Here is a 17,250-nt window from a genome sequence, read left to right as displayed (position 1 = left end):
CTCTGAGTTTCCGACATATTCTCTAAAAAAAAGCGATCGCATTCCAGTTTTTATCTCAAACTGAGTGCGATCGCGATCGGATACCCTAAATCAAAAGAGATTATTAGGATTATTTGTTAATCAGTACTTACCCAACTAGAAGTCGAGGTGGTGTTCAGTTGTATTTACTTTGTCAAACCTTCAAACACACCCCTCAAAGCTGCGACAGCATCTTGAGTCCGTGCCCAAACACCTTGATCTGGGTCTTGACCTGTAAGTTCTCTTGTACCCAACACTTCCAATACACCTTTCAATTGTTCTTGATGGGCACGATTTTCAAAGTTCACTTGATTGAGTGGCCCAATAGCTTCTTTGACATCATCACCAACCACCTGTGCAGCCTTATGGATAATTAAACCAGTCATTACGGCTTGGTGCTTAATCCTTTCGTGGATAGAAACCTTTTGATAGAGTGTTAGCTCATTCCCATCAATTATACGGTTTACTTGCTCGACGTACTGCCCTATAGTGTCTCTAGGCTGGGCTGAACCACCACCAAATTTAGAGATGACTTGCTCAATTACTGTGAGATTTTCTTGGTCATCTTTGAGAAAGTCTATTAAGCGCTTGCTAATTTCTTGATCGTTGCTTACAGCAGGTAGTACTTTTTGTTCATTAGCAATTAGCAACTCTTGTATAGCTTTCAAATCTGCTAGCTCTGTAGCGATCGCGCTCCGCTTGGTATCATCTAAAGCTACAACCATTTCTAGACTTTCCTGAAATAATTTAGGACACAATTAACCTCTCACAATTGTTTGACTCGGCGCATCTTTCTTGAGATATATTATCATCTAATCCTTAAAGTCGCAAACAGGTATACAGGGAATCTAACACATATATAAACTTCCAGAAGTCGAGTAGCTGTTCTCCTACAAGCTGATACTGGGAAAAGTGAAAAAAATGCCCTCCTTCAAAACATGACCATAGGCGATCGGCTTCCTTGAAATGCGATCGCCATCCTTTCAGTGCATCAGGTGTGACAACAATATCGTTTAAGCTACCACAAACCATCAAAGGTACTGAAACTCTGTTTGGAGTCATACTCACTATCTCAAACAGAGAATGAGGAGAGAGCGAACAATCTAAGTCTTGCTCCAGAAGATGTGTCAGACTCTTAAGAGTGCATTTATCCTGATAACCAAACAAGTTATAAACCATATCAGTCAAAAGCTTTTGGCGACTTGAAAACTGACGGTGAACATAGTAATGAGCTTGCCAATCAACTGCTGGATCAACACCCACAGCTAATAGCGTCAAAGACTTAACTGTTTCTGGATAGCGATGGCTATAGAGTAGACCTAGTAATCCTGCTGTACTATGACCAATCAGGTGAACAGGTCGATTGCAAGATTTGAGGTAGTCATGAAGTAAAACAACAGCACCATCTAGTGAACTTACTTCATCTTGGCTTTGGCGATATTTCCACTCTTGGATTGTCACTTGAGATGATAAGTAACAAAGCAGTGGTTGAGCAAAGTATTGCAAACTAGGGCTTGTATTTAACCAAAGAACATCCGGCAGTTTAGACATCCTAATTTTCCTGTAAATAGAATAAACTCTCAATTCACTAATTAAGAATTTTTGTAACGAATAATCCCAAGTTCCTATATCTGAATTACAGATGATTGTTCCAGTCAGGCTTACCAGCGTGTCAAACCTTCTGTAAAAACTTATTGATAAAAATATTCAATATATTATTTTATAAAAGCTTACAATATCAGAGAAATTATTGCAAATAATTGTTGTTAGTGCTTTAATACCGTTTTTCTGTGAACTTACACAAAAAATTTCCCGTCTAGAGATTTAACAGGATTTTGTCTTGCTGACGAGTTAGAAATACCCTTTTGATATACAAGCACCCATATCTCAGTTACCTCGGCAAGGAGTTAAATGTATTTGTTTATACATTATATTTTTCATTACTTGGATTGTTTTCTGATGTCAGGAAAAATAAACTTTTTTCTCTAAATTTTCTCTAAAGATTTATATACTGCTTTTGTAAAATTGAAATAATTTAAATTTTTAAACTCAGTTAGCATCAATATTTTAGCGAAGTTTTTAATTTTAATTTCTGCATCAGAGAAGACAATATTGAATCATTTAATAGTAATATTTACAAAAAATTTAGTTATGGCTTGATATGTATAGGTTAGAGAATTATATATAACAATAATTTTTATTTATTAGCCAGACTCATGAGAACTTGTTTTAAGTTCATATGAATAAATGAACTTTGTATATACAACTAAAGATAGAGGTTATAACTATACCTTTAGGTTTAAACTTAAGATAAATCTCAACTCTATGAATTACTACTATTAAGCAAAATAAAAATATTATGTCCATGAATTGCTTAAAAAACAATAAATTAAGTGTAAATCAAGCTAGCCATGTCTCAAATGTTGAAATAGCACTTTTTATAGATAAAATCAAAAGTAATATCTGGCTATTTGGTATTTCATCTTGGCTTTTCGGAATAACTGATAGAAGTATAGCTGTATTTGCTGATGGTTATATATCTCCTATAGAAATATTTCAGCTATTTACAACCTTTTTCTTTTTTGTGAGTTGGTTATATCTCAAACCGGAGGAAAGCTTTAATAGTAATGATTTAGACCCTAACCAATATCAAGAATATCTTGATCGTACTCAAGCTAACAAGCTTCAATTAAAAAAGCTACACATGATTAGTCAAGAGTATATTTTACCGTTCCCTTATACTTGCCAAATCTATCACCTATTAAACTTAAAACATTTGGAAACAGTTCATAGATTTAGCCTTAATAATCTTAAAATTCTTAGTATTAGCCAGTTCCAGACTACAAACAGCGGTGGTATAATTCAATTTAAAACAATATTAGATTCGCCAGCTAATCCTCTGAGGATGTGGCGACAACCGACTGTAGAGGTGGATTTAATATTGCATACTCCCTATACTATTGAACTAAGTATTCCAGTCTACAATCAGAAAAGAATAATTGTTATATTTCATGCTTTTCCCTTAAATGACTCAGAACATCAGCTATTTATAGATATTTATAGTGACCTAGAGTGGCCAAAGCCATTATTACAAATAATATTGCATTTTGCTTCTTGTTTGACACTCTTTGAAGATTTGCCGTATCTAAGAGCTTTAGCTGAGAAAAATATAGAGCGTTTCTTCAACTTAAGTAGGACTTCAAATCATGAGACTGCACTGCTGTTTAAAAGATTTGTTGAGCTATATGGTTTGAGTCCAGAAGCAACTAAATTACTTGAGGGAAGGAAAGAGAGTTAGGAGCGGAGCCGGAGACGCTCCGCCTCCGGTTAGAAATGAAGAGTTAGGAATTTTAAATTTATAACTCCTGAATTTTATCAAACTCGCCGTAATACCCCTTCCTCAACGAAGTAGGGAAGGGATTAATGACTGCTTTCGGAACGAAGGAACTACTAAAAGATTGGGCAGACATTAATTGGAAGCTCATCAGAAAGTGGATTATCAACTTGAGACAGAGGATTTATCGCGCAACTGGGAACCGTCAATGGAATAACGTTCTTAGCCTGATGAAGTTGATGTTACACAGCTACTCCAACTTGCTGCTGTCAGTAAGAAAGGTTACCTTAGAAAACCAAGGGAAGAAAACTGCTGGTATAGACAACCAGAAAGTTCTAATCCAGATTTTGTACTTCAATCAGTAACATGAATAAACTACACTTAATAAAATAATGGTTCTTTATCTTTATTTTCTATCAAAAGATTACGGTTTTTAAATAGTAGTTAGCGATACATTTTAGCTAGCTCACCAAAACTAATTTAATAGTGAGTTTAAGTATTTCCTGGAAAGAATCATTAAATATTTACAGTTTATACTACATTAAGTATTACAAAGTAAAGTATAGAAAGTGGGTTATGTAGTGTTGGCGTAGCCCGCCGCAGGCATTACACACCTCCCAGCTTTTTTAAGTATTAATACGTAATAAAATAATTAATATTGGTAATTTATTTTGAAACATAAATATATTGCATTTTGAAATGTAGAATCTGGGTTCTAACTCCTGAAGGAAGGGTTGCCTTGGTCAAGGATGCACAGAGAAATACTTCGTGGAAAGTTCACCCAACTAAAAGGGTTTACATTCTTAAAGCAAATGGAAAAGACACCTACCAACAACGAGTTGCTCTCGTAAGCTACCAGAAAGCATCCCAGACCTTGTGGAAACAGCTAAACTTCTCTTGGCAGAACTCAAAGACACATATAGCAATAGATGAGTCAGTAGCATCAAACAACCACAGTTACGCACAGGTAACGGAAAATCGTAGACGCATACTCCTACGGAGAAGCAAGCTACGCGTAGCGTCTGTCTGCGACACGCTGCGCGAACATAGAGAAGCGGCTTGCCGCAGGCTACCACAGAGTCCGCAGAGAAGCCAGTGCACCCTTGCGGTTAAGAGACTTGACTTGTCCCTTGCACGTCTCCCCGCAGGAGTTGCAACTGGCGTGACACGGAGGAATAGGAGTTTGAGAGGTTTTTTGCGTAAGTCCTAAACCATTTAATAGCGCCGAAGCAGACAATCACTTGTCAAGCAAAAGAATTTTTAGTCGTTTTCCTTTGCTATGTCTCAACAAGCATCTATTGTGGGCATTATAATCCCAAGCCGAATACATTAGCTAGCAGCCAGAAAACTTTTGGCAGCGAGTTTTTCATCTACAACTATAGTATCGACCAATGGCAGATAGTTTTAGACTTTATCTCTCTGTTTCTCCATATAGTTTGTACACTGAATTTATTTTGGGATGCCTACAGATTCAATTGGGAGTAATCTGTAGTGTAGGTATTTGGACATTATCAGAAGCTAGGTTACAAGCTGCCCAAGCACATCAGACTTGGAAATCACTTTTAGAATTGACCGAGCAAGTCACTACAGTAAATCCTGAGTCAGCAGAGCAATACTCAAAACTTAAAACTCACACAGATGTCAGAGTAGAGGCTTGGGCCGATAGTGCAGCGTTAGCGAGTCCGCGTACCCCTACTCTTGAGCAAGCTAGCAAGAGCGATCGCCCCAGAGTGTCTGGCTTATCTGCAACACGCTACGTGAATGCCAAGCAAGAGGGCGAACTGAATTTTAGTCATTTAGAATTTTCGATGCCGCTCCCTTATCGATTAAAGCCAACACCTATTTTGATAGCGGCACCCGAAAACTTCAATCCTGATTTACGATTACCGCCAGTGTTACCCGAACCACCGCAGAATTCTAGTCCACCAAAAACTTCCACCGAATCAGGAACCCCGGATGCAGTTTTGGAAAGTATTGATACGGACTATCGCTATGACACAGACAACTTTGGCCAAACTAATTTTTTCCTCGAACCAACGGTTCAGTTTCGATTGAGTAATGGCAATAAAATATTTTTCAAGACAGGTTTTAACTTCTTTGAGCAACCTGGTGTTGAATCAGTAACCAATTTTCCCTTACAAGTTGGATGGCAAGGAAAAATTGGGCAAGTGACTCTACAAACAGCAGCCGGAGTCGATGTGTTCAATCGTTTACCCACAGCTATCAATCTCAATGCTAAGGTGGAGGCTCCCATTTCACCGCCGCGAGTTTCGTCATCAGGTCGATTGCTATCGGCAGTAATACTAGCAGGTAATTTAGAACAAGGACCTTATAAATCCAATGCCCGAACTTTAGACAATCAAATTACTGCTTGGCGATTTGGACCTGATTTATATTGGCAGGTTGACCGTAATACCAGCTTGTTTTCGTCATTGCGTTTGGGTAGTTACAACGATGGTAATTCCGAGGTGCAGTCATTTAGTAGATTAGAGCGCAAGTTCGGACAATTTTCTTTGGCGGCTAACTTATTCACTTGGAGTTACGATCGCGATTTAGAACGCACAAGTGGCTATTTTTCCCCACCAGATTTCCTAGTTTATAACGGTGAGGTGGCTTGGGAAGGAGATATTGCTAATTTCTTACGCTGTCGTCTCGCTGCCAATTTAGGACGACAACGACTTAAAGGAGAATTTGACAATGCCAATACTTATCAAACGCGTTGTACGGTAAAGGTTTCACCGAATATAGAGCTAGACCTCGGCTATAGCTTTAGTAATGTCCGAAATCAAGAAACTGGGGGAAGTGCCTACAGTGGTAATTCCTTGACAGGACAGTTGCGGGTCAAATTTTAGGAGTCACTGATAAGGCTTAAGAATGAAAGCACCATTACCTGATAACGAAATACAGCGAATCGAATCTCTTTTGGAGTATAAAATCCTCGATACTCGTTCGGAAGCTGCCTTTGACGACCTCACCCGTTTAGCCTCCTATATTTGTGGAACTCCGATTGCCTTAATCAGTTTAGTTGATAGCGATCGCCAGTGGTTCAAGTCAAAAGTTGGCTTGGATACCCTAGAAACACCGCGAGATGTATCATTCTGCGCCCATGCTATTATGCAACCTGAAGTTTTTGTTGTGCCGGATGCAACAGAAGACGAAAGGTTTGCTACAAACCCATTTGTCACCTCTGACGCGAATGTTCGGTTTTATGCTGGTGTACCGCTGATTAACTCTGAAGGATATGCACTAGGAACACTTTGTGTAGTTGACCATGTACCAAGAGACCTCTCTCCAGGACAAATTGAAGCATTGCGAATTCTAGGTCACCAGGTAATCAAGCAACTAGAAATGCGGCGCAACTTAGCAGGTTTGGTGTTGGCGAGTGACACACGCAAACAGGCACAAAAGGGACGTAAACAATTTTTTAAAAGAGTAGCCGCAGGGTTTGGGTTAGCATCAGCAATTTTAGTTTTGATTGGGGTGATTTCTTATCAAAACACACGCGTATTGATTGATACTAAAAATCAGGTGCAAAAAACCCAAGAGAAAATCAATAAACTGGAAGAATTACTGTCCGATATGAAGGATGCTGAAACTGGACAACGCGGTTATATCCTCACTGGACAAGAAAGTTATCTGGAACCTTATCAAGCAGTAGTTGGAAACATCGATCAAAAAATTGTAGAACTGAAGGATTTAATAACAGATCAACCTAGTCAACAAAAGCAGTTTGCAACCCTTGAATCTCTGATAGCTGCAAAACTTGCCATACTCAAGAAGACTATATACCTGCGTCAAAATCAGGGATTCGACGCAGCGTTGCAGGTAATCCAGACAAATCAGGGAAAATATCTCATGGATAATATCCGCAAGGTCATACATGAAATAGAGAATCAAGATAAAAGGTTGCTCCAACAGCAATCACAAGCTGCAAAAGCCAGTGCTAACAACACGCTTTTGACACTTGCGATCGCTATTTTTCTAAGTTTTCTGATTCTGGCTATAGTCTACTACTTCATTTCTCGTGAGGTAAGAGAGCGTAAATTGACAGAAGAAACACTGAACCAAGAACGCAACTTTATCTCAGCAGTCCTTGATACAGCCAGCGCTTTAGTAATAGTTATTGATACAGAAGGGCAAATCGTTCGCTTCAATCAAGCTTGTGAACAAACAACTGGTTACTCATTTGATGAGGTGAGAGGAAGACATTTCTGGAACCTATTTTTACTTCCTGAACAGGTAGAGGAAGTTAAAGCAGTTTTTGAGCAGTTACAATCTGGTGAAGGACCCAAAGAGTACGAAAACTATTGGGTAACTAAGGATGGCAGTCGGCGGCTCATTGCTTGGGCTAACACTACTTTGCAAGACTATCAGGGCGACGTTGAATACATTGTCGCCACAGGTATCGACATCACCGATGTATTCGAGGATCTGCGCTTACGCAAACTAGCTGAACAGCATCTCAAAGCAGAGTATGCTACAACCCGCGTCTTAGCAGAATCAACTACAATTAACGAAGCCATGCCCCAAATACTGCAAGGAATCTGCGAGAGTTTGGGATGGAATTTAAGTGAATTTTGGATGGTAAATTATCAAGCAAATATACTTAATTTTATAAATAGCTGGTATAAAATATCTTGGGTAATGCAAGAATTTGAAATACTAAGTCGGCAGATCACCTTTGCACCAGGAATTGGGCTACCTGGTCGTGTTTGGGCTAGTGCTGAACCTGTTTGGATCGCTGATGTCGTAGAAGATAACGATTTTATCCGCTCTCAAATCGCCGCCCAAGCAGAACTGCATGGAGCTTTTGGCTTTCCGATCCGTAGTGGTAAAAAAATCCTTGGTGTCATTACCTGCTTTAGCCATGAGATTCAGCAACCTGACCCCGATTTGGCAAAAGTTATGAATTCTATTGGCGAGCAAGTAGGGCAGTTTATCGAGCGCAAGCAGGCAGAAGAAGAACTCCAACGCCAAAACTTGCGATCGCAACTATTTACTGAAATCACCCTCAAGATTCGTCAATCTTTGCAAATCAAAGAAATTCTCCAAATCACTGTTACAGAGGTACAAAAAATTATCCATAGCGACCGAGTTTTGATTTATCAACCTTTGGCAGATGGATCTGGAGCCACCGTGGTTGAGGCAGTAGTTTCTGGCTGGCTGGCAATCAAAGAGAAAAAGCTTACTGATACTTACTTTCAAGCAGAATACATCCAGCAGTACTATCTACAGCAGTACCGTCAAAGACGGAATCTGGAGCTTGCTGAATTGGATATAGTTGAAGCCCAAAAAAGCCAGATGGAACTACTGGAACAATTTGGAGTCAAGTCCAATTTGGTCATACCTCTTCTTGTCAAAGAACAACTCTGCGGTTTACTGATTGTCCATCAGTGTAGCAGTTCCCGCCAATGGTCTAGCTTTGAAACTCATCTTTTACGGCAAATAGCTGACCAAGTAGGTATTGCTTTAGCCCAAGCCCAAATGTTAAACGCAGAAACTCAACAGCGACGAGAACTCGAAATTGCCCGTCACCAAGCTGAATTAGCTTCTCAAACCAAAAGTGCCTTTTTGGCTAACATGAGCCATGAAATCCGGACTCCGATGAATGCTGTGTTGGGGATGACAGGCTTAATGTTAGAAACTCCCCTCAACTCGGAGCAACGAGATTTTATCGAAACAATTCGTATTAGTGGAGACGCTCTGTTAAGCCTGATCAACGAAATTTTGGATCTGTCTAAACTTGAGGCTGGGGAAATGGCATTAGAAACCCTAGATTTTGACCTATCTACCTGTGTAGAAGAGGTGTTGGATTTATTGGCTCCCCCAGCCCATCAGAAGGGATTAGAAATTGCAGCGTTAATCTATCCCAACGTCCCCACCCATCTCCAAGGCGATGCTGGCCGCCTGCGGCAAATTCTTATGAACCTGATTAGCAATGCGATCAAGTTCACCAGCAATGGAGAGGTAGTATTACGAGCAGAATTGCGATCGCAAACCTCTACTACAGCCACCATCTATTTTGCGATCACAGATACTGGTCTTGGTATTACCTCTGAAGACCAATCCAAACTCTTTACGCCATTTACCCAAGTAGATGCTTCCACCACCCGCAAATATGGTGGCACAGGTTTGGGATTAGCTATCTGCAAGCAACTGGTGAGCTTGATGGCAGGAGAAATTGGCGTAGAAAGTCGGTTGGGGAAAGGATCTAAATTTTGGTTTGAAGTAACTCTCACCAAGCAACTTTACCCTATTTCCTCAGAAGGCGATGGCTTGTCTGCGACACGCTACGCGAACGCCAAGCAAGAGGGCGAACACGAACTTTTGCTGAATCGGCGCTTGTTAGTAGTGGATGATAATGCTACTAATCGCAAAATCATCTACCATCAAGCTACCCGTTGGGGGATGCTGGTGGATCAGGCTGTTTCGGCTGCTACTGCCCTCCAAGCTATTCAGCAGGCTGCCAAGCAAAAAAATCTCTATGACATTGCTGTGGTTGATATGCAGATGCCAGAAATCGATGGCATGACTTTGGGAGAGCAAATTAAGGCAAATTCAGCGATCGCTGGGCTACCTTTAATTATGCTTACTTCTACTAATCAACGGGATGAAATCCAACGAGCGCTAAAAATAGGATTTGCAGCTTATTTGGTCAAACCTGTTAAGCCATCCCGACTCCTGGATACGATCATGACTATTTTAGGAAGGCAGTTGGAACAAAAAGAAACAGGAGTCAGAAGTCAGAATTCAGAAGTCACAAGTCAGGAGTTAAAACTAAAAAATTACGAAAACAACAGCAACAGCAACTATCATTCTCCTGACTCCCGGCTCCTGGCTCTCGGCTTCCCTAAACTTAGAATTCTCTTAGCTGAAGATAATCTGGTAAATCAGAAAGTTGCCTTGAAGCAACTCCAAAGGCTGGGTTATAGCGCTGATGTCGCTGGTAATGGCAAAGAAGTTTTGCAGTTATTGGAAAAAATTCCCTACGATTTAATTCTGATGGATTGCCAAATGCCAGTTCTCGATGGTTTAGAAACCACAAAAGAAATTCATCGTTGGCAAGAAAGCAGCTTTGCCAGCAGTCGTCGTCCTGTAGTCATTGCGATGACAGCTAATGCCATGAAAGAAGATCAACAAATGTGTCTAGATGCCGGAATGGACGACTATCTGAGCAAGCCAGTAATCAAAGAAAAATTGGCTGCGGCGCTAGAACGTTGGGGAAGTATGATATTCAGGGCAAAAGAAATAGCTGCCACAGAGCAGACAGTTTCTACAACAGATGTAGGTTCAGTTGAGCTCCCAATTGATTGGGAACGGTTGCATCAACTCTCAGAAAATAACCCAGAATTTGAATTGGAACTACTGCAAATATTTGTTGAGGATATTCAACCTCGTCTAGAAGTGATTAAAATAGCGCTAGCTAATCATGACTTTGAGCAACTAACGCGAGAAGCCCATCAAATTAAAGGTGCTAGCGCCAATATTGGAGCTACAACCATGCATCTGGCAGCAGAAAAACTAGAACAACTAGTTCAAAACCAAGAGCGTCGAGGCACTACTAACTTCATCTCAGAGTTAGAAGAGTTTGTTAAACGCATCCAAGAGTTTTTGATCTGTAAAGATAGTAACGCCAAAATCTAAAAAATTAATAATATTTATTAATAAATTAACAGTGACGATTTTTTCTGAGTAAGCATGAAAAATATTTATTTTCCATTTTTCATTACTCATTGCCTATTTTCAAGATAGAACTTGTGAACAACTGGGAATAATAACTTTGATGTACTAAAAGTAGGTTCGGTGAGTTAGCTGCGTCCTATGATGAGAATTTTTAGCCTAAATCTCAATTAGATATATCACCTCCTATCCCCAGTTAATTCCCGAAAAATGAGGTTTTCCTGATGAGTCAAATGAGTAAAGACGATGCACGAGAACGGCTTGGCAATATCGATCAGATCCGCGATATTATTCTTGGAACACAGCTAAGAGAGTACGAAAATCGATTTAGCAAGGTGGAGTCAGATATCTCTCTGTTGCAACAACAGATGCGATCGCATGTCGATCAACTCAAGTCAAACTTTTCGGCTGAACTAAAGTCAGGGTTTGAAGCGGTGGAGAAAAAGCTGAAGTCACTCAACCTGACAACTCAAGAAGAAACTCTTGACTTACGGCAACAGGTTGATAGACTCAATAAAAAGTTCTCTAACAGCGTTCAGTCACTTGATGAGACGTTAGATAGCCAAACTACCTCGATTCGAGATGAAATCTTTCAGACTAAAGTCCAATTACAAGATGATGTCACGACGTTACGGGATCTGATTTTAGAAGAAATAGATCGACGCTTTTCACAGTTGACAGATACTAAGGTTTCTAAAGACGATATGGCTGAAACTTTGTTTGCCTTGGGAATGCGTCTGAAAGAAACTGAATTCATTCCTAAATTGCGAGAAGCAGCCGATGAACGCAGCGACAAATATACTGCTGCACCACTTCTAGGAACTACAAAGTTGTCAAAAGTGTTAACTCACCTCAACGGTACCGCAGAATTACATTAGTAATTAAGGCAGAAGACAAGGGGAGATGAGGGAGTAAGGAGACAGGGGGAGAATAATAACTCCAAACTCCTGTACAGACGCGATTAATCGCGTCTTTTAACTCAGCACTTTTAAATGACAGTCGATAGTGAGACTTACTGATATGACTCAGGTGGAAAATTCGATTTCTCAATCTTTTGAGTTAAAGCCAGAAACAACTGTACAGCTTGAAAATTTATTGAATCTACTTGTCGAACTCAAAATTATCGAATCACCTGAGCAATCTTTTTCTTTATTACCATCAGAAACTGATAATAGTAATGAGGATATTACAGAGAAACTTGAATTACTGCAACTTCCGCCAGTGACATTAGAAGTATGTGAAGCTTATTTAGAGTCGGCTTTTAATTTTCCTCAACATATATCTAATTCCTCACAAATTGCTCAAGAAGAATTAGACGAATCTATTGAAATATTTGCAGCTTTTGAGGAAAAATTAGACAACTCAGAGGATGCATTGCAAAAATTACGGGAGATATTGGTCGGATATGAATTAACAGAAATAAACAATATTACAGCTAAACTTGAACAAAAATTAGCAAAAATAGAGCATCAAATTTATGATCCTAAAGAGCTAATAAATCTACTACTACCGTGGATTTCGGAAATTTTAAGGCTAAAGATTGCAGAGTCAAAAGAGGAAATTGTTGAGATAATTGCTCCGATTATCGATCAGGCTATCCACAGTCGCACTGAACAAGATAAAATTAGCATGAGTACGGCGCTCGCTCCTGCTATTCCCCTAGCTATTTCCCAGCAGATTATTGTTTCTCCACAGGAAGTTTCAGATGCGATCGCTCCGACAATCGGACGAGCCATAAAAAAGCAAATTGAAATTGAACAGAATATTGTTGTGGATGCACTCTACCCAATTATTGGTAGTACTATAGCCAAATATATGGCAGAGACAATCCGTGCTATTAACCGACAAGTTGAAGAAACTGTTAGCGTTGAAGGCATCAAACGTAAAATTCGTGCCAAATTACAAGGAGTTTCCGAAGCAGAATTAATTCTTAAAGAAGCTCTACCATCTACAATTCAAGCCATTTTCTTGATTCATAAAGCATCTGGTTTAATTATCTCAGATATTCAGCGCTCTGATGCAGAGCAGTTAGAAGCTGAAATGGTAGCAGGAATGCTGACAGCAATTCGCAGCTTTGCCAATGATTGTATCAATCAATCTGGAAGCATGACAGAATTAGACGCAATTGAATATGGTACATCCAAAATAATTTTAGAAGTTGCAGGATACTGTTATTTAGCAATCGTTGTCCAAGGAGACCCAAGCAAAAATTTTATTTGGAAAATGCGGCAAACCTTCAGCCAAATTGTTAAAATCTATGGTGATTTAATTGAGAAATTTGACGGTGATCCAGATTCAATTCCTATTGAAGTTCATACACTTTTAGAAGAACTGAAACATCCAGATATTCAGCAGGAAAAGAAAAAGAAATTCTCACCGCTACTGGTATTAGGTTTAACAGTTATCAGCACCATTTTCATTCCTTGGGGTATTTGGCAACACCATAGTGGAGTTATACGTTCCATTGAAAATCAAACTTCGTTGGCTCTAACTTCTGCTCCAGAACTAGCCGTATATCGGCTCACCGTGCAGGTAGAACACAATAAATTAAAATTAACAGGACAATTACCTAATCAACTTCTTCGCCAGAAAGCCGAGCAAATTGTCAAAAGAACCTCCCCTAATTGGTTGATTGACAATCAAATCTTATTAGTAGAAGTACCCGCTGATCCTGTATTAGCTGCTGCTGAAGTCAAACGAGTCACAACAGTTTTAAATCAGACTAACGGTATAGAAATTTCTGCTCAATATGTTGCTGGTAAAGTAGCTGTCGAAGGTACTATCAACCGGGTTACAGATGCTCAGATTATTGCTCATGCATTTGAACAAATTCCAGGCGTAAAATCTGTGTCCAGCGCGATGCAAGTACAACCCCCACAGATTGAAGTTCGATTTTACTTTCAACCCGACTCAGCGAGTTTGATGAAAGCGGATTTAAAATACAAGGTTCAACGGGTTAAGTTTTTCCTTAATCAGCACCCAAATAGGCATTTAAAAATCATTGGTTATAGTTATGACGGTACTGGCGCAAACACATCTCAGAAATTGGCACTAGCGCGAGCAAAGGCTGTACAACAAGCACTGATTAAATTAGGTGTTGAGCCATATCATATACAGGTCATTGGTAGGACAGATTTACCATCAGGAATTGATGCAACTCAACCCTCATGGTTAAGCCGCTGTGTGGTTCTAGAAATGATAAATAAGCAATTTTAAATTTATAGTAGCTATGATTCAGATAAAATATTCTCTACTTTTTACCAACTATGTCTACAATCTCTAAAAAAATATGCTTATTTGGTGATTTTGGTGTTGGTAAAACTAGTCTAATTCGCAAATTTGTAGAATGTCAATTTAGTGACGAATACCTTTCAACTGTAGGAGTAAAAATATCTCGCAAATTGGTTAATTCTTCTCCAAAACACCTAAATTGTGGACAAGATTTACAACTGATAATTTGGGATATTGAAGGCAGCAATAAGTTTAAGGCAGTTGCTCAAAATTATTTTCAAGGTTCTAAAGGTGCTGTGATAGTTGGTGATGTAACACAACCAGAAACGCTCAATCATATCCGGGAGCATATTCAAACTTTTTTAGATATTAATCCTAAAAGCTATATTGTTGTTGCACTTAACAAATCAGATATGATTGCAGCCGAATATTTAGAAAACATTCGCCAAATGTATCAATTCACTGAGCAAAGTAATATATTAGACACCTATGTAACTTCAGCTAAAACTGGCAAGAATGTTGATGAAATATTTCAAACTTTAGCCACTAGTTTAATTTAGTAATATGAACTCATTATTGACAAACCTATTATCTGTATGTCGGATTGAATATTTGATAATTGATGAAAACTTCAAGATTCTAGAGATGTCTTTGGAACTAAATCATTTCGCTGACATTTCTAATGAAGTGCAGCCTGGTCAGGATGTTCGGATTGCGTTTCCAGAATTAGAGGGACTTGAAGATATTTTTGATGCAATTCGACAGGGGGAGCAAGATAATTTTGAATTAAAGGGAATTAGGCGTTCACAAGATACGGCTTATCCTTTGTATATTGATATTTGTATTACTAATAATTTCCAAGAAAATTCTTCTAGGAATCCGCTAATCATTGTTATTAAAGACACGACAGAACGGATGGTTCTTGAGCAATCTTTGTTTCAAGGTGCAAATGAAGCAAATCTTTTGTTACGTAATTTAAAGGCTTCTAAACAATATATTGACCAAATTGTGACATCAATAGCAGATGCGTTGTTGGTGACAACGCTATCAGGAAAGATAAAAAAAATGAATCTTGCTGCACAAGTTTTATTGGAATATGACGAAGTAGAACTCCTGGGTCAATCTATGACAAAAGTTATTAGAGAAGTCAATAACTATTCACTGATAACTGGGGATATTGAGAAGATTAATATATTACAAAATCCTTACATAGATCCTTTAATGAAAGAGGTAGAAACCATTTGCTATACTAAAAGTGGTAAAACAATTCCCATAGCTTTTTCATCCTCAATAGTTAAGACAGAAATTGAACATTTTCAAGGTTATGTTTACATTTTGCGAGACATGACTGAACGGAAGCAGGCAGAACTTGCTAAACAGGAATTCTTAGCGATGATTAGCCATGAGGTTCGGACTCCGATTTCATCGGTAATCGGTATGGCCAGTTTATTACTAGATAGCGAATTGACTGATGAACAGAAAAATTTTATTGAAATTATTTATACCAGTGGAGATTCCTTACTTAAAATTATTAACGATTTCCTTGACTTCTCTAAAATACAATCGGGCAACTTGGAGCTAGAAGAGGAACCTTTTGTTTTGCAAAATTGCATTAATGAAGCTCTTTATATGCTTGTGCCGGAAGCTAAACAAAAAGGTTTAAAGCTCACATTTTTAGATACCCCTAAACTTCTTACTACAATTGTGGGGGATGTCACCCGACTGCGCCAAATCTTGATTAATTTACTCAGTAATGCTATTAAATTTACCGAAACTGGAAGCATAGAAGTTTCAGTTGTAATCTGCAAGAATAGCGATATTAATCATTCTTCTGCTGCAAATACTGACGAAATTCAGTTTAGTGTCAAAGATACAGGCATCGGAATTCCACATGATCGCCTTGAACGTTTATTTAAAGCCTTCAGTCAAGTTAACTCCTCCATTACTCGACAGTATGGCGGTACTGGATTAGGTCTTGCTATCTGTAAGCAACTGTGCGAGTTAATGGGTGGAAGAATTTGGGTTGAAAGTGAGCTTAATGTAGGTAGTACATTTTACTTTACGATTACCGCTTCTGTTATTCCAGAAGAGTCAGGAGTCAGGAGTCAAGAGTTATTCTTGTTGTCCCCGTCTAAGAGCGTCCCTGTGTCTTCTTCCCCATCACCTGACTCCCATAAATTAAGAATTCTTTTAACTGAGGATAATCTGGTGAATCAGAAAATAGCCTTGAAGCAACTCAAAAGCCTGGGCTACAGTGCTGATGTCGCTAATAATGGCAAAGAAGCCTTGCAGCTATTAGAAAAAATTCCTTACGATTTGATTCTGATGGATTGCCAAATGCCAGTTCTTGACGGTTTGGAAACCACAAAAGAAATTCATCGTTGGCAAGAAAGCAACTTTGCTAGTGGTCGTCGTCCCGTAGTAATTGCGATGACAGCTAATGCGATGAAAGAAGACAAACAAATGTGTCTAGATGCCGGAATGGACGACTATCTAAGCAAGCCGGTGATGAAAGAAAATTTGGCGGCGATGCTAGAGCATTGGGGTAGTGTGATATTCAGAGCAAAAGAAACGGCTGCCATAGAGCAGACAGTTTCTACGACAGATTTAGGTTCAGTTGAACTCCCAATTGATTGGGAACGTTTGCATCAACTTTCGGAAAATGACCCAGAATTTGAATTGGAACTACTGCAAATATTTGTTGAGGATATTCAACCTCGTCTAGAGATAATGAAAATAGCGATCGCAGTTCATGACTTTGAGCAAATAGCGCTCCAAATCCATCAAATTAAAGGTGCTAGTGCCAATATGGGAATTACAACCATGCATCTAGCAGCAGAAAAACTAGAACAACTAGCCTACAACCAAGAGCGCCGAGGTACTACTAACTTCATTTCAGAGTTAGAAGAGTTTGTTAAACGCATCCAAGAGTTTTTAATCAGGAGTCAGGAGTCAGAAGTTAAAAGTTAGGAGTTAAAAGTTAGAAG

9 protein-coding genes and 2 pseudogenes are annotated in these 17,250 nt (G+C 39.1%); 9 read left to right on the top strand and 2 right to left on the bottom strand.

Annotated elements, in window-relative coordinates; all coding sequences use genetic code 11:
* Nucleotides 1–164: 164 nt before the first annotated feature.
* Together V7K48_RS09960 and V7K48_RS09955 are read right to left on the bottom strand one after the other, a co-directional pair.
* Nucleotides 165–743, bottom strand: a complete 579-nt coding sequence (locus V7K48_RS09960) for a hemerythrin HHE cation-binding protein (RefSeq protein ID WP_335071935.1) — start codon at nucleotides 741–743, stop codon at nucleotides 165–167.
* A gap of 94 nt (nucleotides 744–837) precedes the next feature.
* A complete protein-coding gene (locus tag V7K48_RS09955; protein WP_335071933.1) occupies nucleotides 838–1,569 on the bottom strand; it encodes an alpha/beta fold hydrolase in 732 nt (243 codons plus the stop codon).
* Between the two features lie 808 nt (nucleotides 1,570–2,377).
* Here V7K48_RS09955 and V7K48_RS09950 point away from each other — a divergent pair.
* The 9 genes and pseudogenes from V7K48_RS09950 to V7K48_RS34975 all read left to right on the top strand — a co-directional run.
* A complete protein-coding gene (locus V7K48_RS09950; RefSeq protein ID WP_335071931.1) occupies nucleotides 2,378–3,316 on the top strand; it encodes a hypothetical protein in 939 nt (312 codons plus the stop codon).
* 125 nt (nucleotides 3,317–3,441) lie between these two features.
* Nucleotides 3,442–3,717: a reverse transcriptase N-terminal domain-containing protein gene (locus V7K48_RS09945; RefSeq protein WP_335071929.1), complete on the top strand. Its 276-nt coding sequence runs from the start codon at nucleotides 3,442–3,444 to the stop codon at nucleotides 3,715–3,717.
* A gap of 1,026 nt (nucleotides 3,718–4,743) precedes the next feature.
* Complete coding sequence (locus V7K48_RS09940) at nucleotides 4,744–6,204, top strand: hypothetical protein (protein WP_335071927.1); 1,461 nt, start codon at nucleotides 4,744–4,746, stop codon at nucleotides 6,202–6,204.
* A 22-nt stretch (nucleotides 6,205–6,226) separates the two neighbouring features.
* Nucleotides 6,227–10,996 carry a response regulator gene (locus tag V7K48_RS09935; protein ID WP_335071925.1) on the top strand — a complete coding sequence of 1,590 codons (4,770 nt, stop codon included), beginning with the start codon at nucleotides 6,227–6,229 and terminating at the stop codon, nucleotides 10,994–10,996.
* A gap of 260 nt (nucleotides 10,997–11,256) precedes the next feature.
* Nucleotides 11,257–11,910: a hypothetical protein gene (locus tag V7K48_RS09930; RefSeq protein ID WP_335071923.1), complete on the top strand. Its 654-nt coding sequence runs from the start codon at nucleotides 11,257–11,259 to the stop codon at nucleotides 11,908–11,910.
* 142 nt (nucleotides 11,911–12,052) lie between these two features.
* Entirely contained in the window at nucleotides 12,053–14,248 is a 2,196-nt protein-coding gene (locus V7K48_RS09925; RefSeq protein WP_335071921.1) for an OmpA family protein, read from the top strand.
* 50 nt (nucleotides 14,249–14,298) lie between these two features.
* A complete protein-coding gene (locus V7K48_RS09920; RefSeq protein WP_335071919.1) occupies nucleotides 14,299–14,823 on the top strand; it encodes a Rab family GTPase in 525 nt (174 codons plus the stop codon).
* 4 nt (nucleotides 14,824–14,827) lie between these two features.
* Nucleotides 14,828–15,772: pseudogene (locus tag V7K48_RS34980) on the top strand (histidine kinase dimerization/phospho-acceptor domain-containing protein); the annotation flags it as partial.
* 186 nt (nucleotides 15,773–15,958) lie between these two features.
* Nucleotides 15,959–17,233: pseudogene (locus V7K48_RS34975) on the top strand (ATP-binding protein); the annotation flags it as partial.
* Nucleotides 17,234–17,250 lie beyond the last annotated feature (17 nt).

This window comes from Nostoc sp. (assembly GCF_036919615.1).
GTDB lineage: Bacteria > Cyanobacteriota > Cyanobacteriia > Cyanobacteriales > Nostocaceae > Nostoc.
This window is presented reverse-complemented; position numbering and strand designations above follow the sequence as displayed.

Excerpts from the sequence above, each read along its gene's own strand:
- V7K48_RS09960 (WP_335071935.1), bottom strand. The coding sequence starts at position 743 with ATGGTTGTAGCTTTAGATGATACCAAGCGGAGCGCGATCGCTACAGAG.
- V7K48_RS09955 (WP_335071933.1), bottom strand. The coding sequence starts at position 1,569 with ATGTCTAAACTGCCGGATGTTCTTTGGTTAAATACAAGCCCTAGTTTG.
- V7K48_RS09950 (WP_335071931.1), top strand. The coding sequence starts at position 2,378 with ATGTCCATGAATTGCTTAAAAAACAATAAATTAAGTGTAAATCAAGCT.
- V7K48_RS09945 (WP_335071929.1), top strand. The coding sequence starts at position 3,442 with ATGACTGCTTTCGGAACGAAGGAACTACTAAAAGATTGGGCAGACATT.
- V7K48_RS09940 (WP_335071927.1), top strand. The coding sequence starts at position 4,744 with ATGGCAGATAGTTTTAGACTTTATCTCTCTGTTTCTCCATATAGTTTG.
- V7K48_RS09935 (WP_335071925.1), top strand. The coding sequence starts at position 6,227 with ATGAAAGCACCATTACCTGATAACGAAATACAGCGAATCGAATCTCTT.
- V7K48_RS09930 (WP_335071923.1), top strand. The coding sequence starts at position 11,257 with ATGAGTCAAATGAGTAAAGACGATGCACGAGAACGGCTTGGCAATATC.
- V7K48_RS09925 (WP_335071921.1), top strand. The coding sequence starts at position 12,053 with ATGACTCAGGTGGAAAATTCGATTTCTCAATCTTTTGAGTTAAAGCCA.
- V7K48_RS09920 (WP_335071919.1), top strand. The coding sequence starts at position 14,299 with ATGTCTACAATCTCTAAAAAAATATGCTTATTTGGTGATTTTGGTGTT.